This is a genomic window from Nostoc sp., assembly GCF_036917135.1.
In the GTDB taxonomy this organism is placed as follows: domain Bacteria; phylum Cyanobacteriota; class Cyanobacteriia; order Cyanobacteriales; family Nostocaceae; genus Nostoc.
Genome location: NZ_JBALEA010000065.1, coordinates 1 through 3413, shown reverse-complemented (window position 1 = coordinate 3413; position 3413 = coordinate 1). Strand labels below are relative to the sequence as shown.

Below are 3413 nucleotides of genomic sequence, written 5' to 3'. Positions count from 1 at the left end.
GAGTTAGGAGTTAGGAGTTAGGAGTTAGGAGTTAGGAGTTAGGAGTTAGGAGTTAGGAGTTAGGAGTTAGGAGTTAGGAGTTAGGAGTTAGGAGTGAGGAATTTAAACTCATAACTAATTCCTCCTAACTCCTAACTTTTTAAATGTCGCCGCGAATTTCTTCTACAACGCCATCGCGCAGAACGATTTCGACTTGCATTTTGCTAATCAGGTTATCACCAGTTTCTACCCGAAAAAAGCCTTCCATTTGGAATTGGTTGACTTCCTGATCTTGCTGGAGAAACTGCACTTGCTGGAGGTTTTGCAGCAACTGATTTTTTTGCTCTAGGAATTCACTTTTCTTTTGATTGACTTGGAGTTGGATATTATCAATTTGTTGGAGGGTTTGGGGTCCAGGTGGTTGCAGACTCTGCTTTTGAATTGCCGCGATCGCTCTTTGTCCTTCAACGTCTAGCTGTTGTAGTTGCTGATCAAGTTGATTGATCTGCGTTTGCAGCTGTTGTTGTACTTCCTCTTTCCAGAGAGGAGTCACAATAACTTTGACGTTAACGACGCGTTTCAGAAGCAAATTAGATTTGGAGGCATCCATAAACATTTCACGTTCACTCTTTACAATTAGCAGGTGGAATCAATCATCAGGCAAACATGCCGTCAATAATATCGTGATAGCGTTCCGTTACGATATGTCGTCGAACTTTTAGTGTTTGCGTCATCAAACCATTTTCGATAGAAAACGGTTCCAGAATCAGTTTAAACGTTCCGATGCGGTCATCCGGTCGATAGCCTGGACGATTTTGCACTTCCCGATTTAATTCTTGCCGAAATAAATCCTGGATCATTCTACTCTCCAAGTCAATTTTTTGACTATCTGAGGAAGTTACCTGATCTTTCGGCGTATCCAGGATCACATTCTGACTTGCTGCCCATTTTTCTATAGCTTCGACGTTGGGGACAATTAAGGCTCCCAGGCTGCGCTGATCTTGGCCGACGAGCATAATTTGATCGATGTATGGCGATCGCAAACACGCATCTTCAATCGGCTGTGGCTCGATGTTTTCCCCGTTAGTCAATACAATCGTATCCTTTGCCCTGCCAGTCAGCACCAAGTCATTTTGTGGTGTCAGCCAACCCAAATCGCCGCTATCAAACCAACCTTCCGCGTCAATTGCTTTCGCTGTCGCTTCGGGATTTTGGTAATAGCCTTGCATAATCTGTGGTCCCCTCAACAATACTAAACCTCGCTTCTCTACTGGTAGAGGCGCTTTTGTCTCAGGATCGACGATTTTAGCTTCTGTGGCCGGAAGTGGTAGCCCTGATGCACCAATCAAATTTCGCCAAGGACGACGTACATGGGTAACAGGAGAAGTTTCTGTCAAGCCATAGCCTTGCAAAATCTGCACACCAATAATTTCAAAGAAGTTATCGATGTGTCTAGGAAGGGCACCGCCGCCGCTAATCATCTGCTTAACTTCTCCTCCTGTGGCTTCCCGCACTTTGGCATAAACCAGGCGTTCTCCCAAGGTGTGGAGGGGTAATAAAGCTGATGCTTGTATCCTAGCTGCTAATCGTTCAATGGCTGAAGCATGAAGATTATTTAAATTCAACCCTTGAGCAACTCGCCGCGCTTTGATATATTTCTCACTAATGCCCAATAAAAAGTTAACTAGGCGTTGCTTATTTGCTGGTTGTTCACGGAATTGCTTTTGCACTCCTTCATAAATCGATTCCCACAGCCGGGGTACACCCACCATGTAGTTGGGTTTAAATTTTCTCAAATCCCCTTTCACCGAGCGCAAGTTGGTATAAACTTGCGTACACCCTTGAGATAGTAGGTAATATTCAACAGTTCGTTCGTAGCTATGCCAGGAAGGTAGGATGCTGAGAACGATATCGCCCGCATTTGGTTGCAATACTGTCCCAAAACTGATTATTTGGTGCATCAAGTTGTTATAAGACAGCATTACACCCTTGGGTTTGCCTGTGGTGCCAGAGGTGTAAATTAGGGTTGCTAGGGCATCACGATTTTGCTTGACTGGCACAAAACTATGATTTACCCCAATTTCGAGCAACTGGGTAAAGTTCAGCACCTTTAGGGTTTGGTCTGTCGGTGGTGCTTCATCAGAAAGTAAGATTACCAGTTGAATTGGTAAATCATTGAGACGTTCTTGCAGTTTTTTAAGTGTTTTTAAATCCTCAACGACGATCGCGGTACTGCCACTATTGGCGATGATAAACAGCAGTTCTTCTTTTTCCGCTTGGGAGCTACGCACCACATCAACCCCTCCAGCAGTCATGATGCCTTGATCGGCAATAAACCACCGAGGACTGTTGTCAGCAATTAGGGAAATGCGATCGCCTACCTTTACTCTCAACGCCTGCAACCCAGTAGCAAATAGTTGGATTTGCTCTGCTAGCTGGGTATAAGTAATCACTATCTCTGGTTTGGCGTGAGGGTTGCGGAGGGCGACAACATCACCAAATCGTTGAGCTGCCAAAGGCCAAACTTCTGGCAGCGATTCTACATTTGTGTAATCTACTAACCGCTTTAATGCCTGCCGTTCTCCCTCACTGATGTTAGATAAAAAAGAAGACGCGGTTTGGGTTTTTGACATAACATCTTACCTAAAAATTTAAACTGACTTACAGCTTATTTTGTTATTCTGCTACAATCTGCGTCCTTATTATCCACATTCCCTTCTGTGTATGATAATTCCAGGAATTCCACCTTTATATTTACAAAAATTTATGTTAAAGTTGATTTACATAGAGTGCAAGCAATGATTGTGTTTGCATCTAAATAACAGCGATGTCTACGACGGTCACTGAGCGCAGCCGAAGTGCGGGCTACGCCTATTTTTCACAGGAGATAATTACCTATGAATTTGATAGACGCTATAGTGCTAACGCTGCTAAATATTGCTGCTTGCATGGCGTTGCCTAAGCTTTTAGCTATCTTTCTGGCTGAGAAAACCAAACTTACTGAAGTGTTACCGAATGGTTCCAAATTACAAGCAGCCAAAATTGAACTTACCAGTTTTCCTTATTGTACAGCTTATCAGTTGACAGGTAGCCAATATTGTAAATTCAGTCCTGATTTTTGTGCCAACTGTTCTCCGAATTAATGGACTGTTTGCCAGGAAAAATTCCTCAGTACTTCCGACAACCAGCTATTCAATAACGCCTTGGATCATAGAGATACGCTTTCCATCGGGAAACTCAGTGACAAAGCGTGCTGACAGCGTTGCGACACGAGGGATTTTAATCCCCGTGGTATGAGTCTATATTAAGTAATAAGTAATGAGTAATAAGTAATGGGTATTTACTCATTACTCATTACTCATTACTCATTACTCATTACTCATTACTCATTACTCATTACTCATTACTCATTACTCATTACTCATTACTCATTA

Annotated in this window: 3 protein-coding genes; 1 reads left to right on the top strand and 2 read right to left on the bottom strand. The window is 43.0% G+C overall.

All coding sequences use genetic code 11. The features are described from left to right. Positions 1-139 precede the first annotated feature (139 nt). The gene (locus V7K50_RS19615; RefSeq protein WP_334962883.1) at positions 140-589 is read right to left on the bottom strand and encodes a YlqD family protein; all 450 of its coding nucleotides are present in this window, start codon (positions 587-589) and stop codon (positions 140-142) included. 46 nt (positions 590-635) lie between these two features. Then, positions 636-2612: an AMP-dependent synthetase/ligase gene (locus V7K50_RS19610; RefSeq protein ID WP_334962881.1), complete on the bottom strand. Its 1977-nt coding sequence runs from the start codon at positions 2610-2612 to the stop codon at positions 636-638. Positions 2613-2876: 264 nt separating this feature from the next. Here V7K50_RS19610 and V7K50_RS19605 point away from each other — a divergent pair, with 264 nt between their 5' ends. Further along, positions 2877-3122 (top strand): hypothetical protein, encoded by a 246-nt coding sequence (locus V7K50_RS19605; RefSeq protein ID WP_334962879.1) that lies wholly within the window; start codon positions 2877-2879, stop codon positions 3120-3122. The last annotated feature ends 291 nt before the right edge of the window (positions 3123-3413 follow it).

Bases quoted from the DNA above. Each gene is read 5' to 3' on its own strand.
- V7K50_RS19610 (WP_334962881.1), bottom strand. From the start codon at position 2,612: ATGTCAAAAACCCAAACCGCGTCTTCTTTTTTATCTAACATCAGTGAG.
- V7K50_RS19615 (WP_334962883.1), bottom strand. From the start codon at position 589: ATGGATGCCTCCAAATCTAATTTGCTTCTGAAACGCGTCGTTAACGTC.
- V7K50_RS19605 (WP_334962879.1), top strand. From the start codon at position 2,877: ATGAATTTGATAGACGCTATAGTGCTAACGCTGCTAAATATTGCTGCT.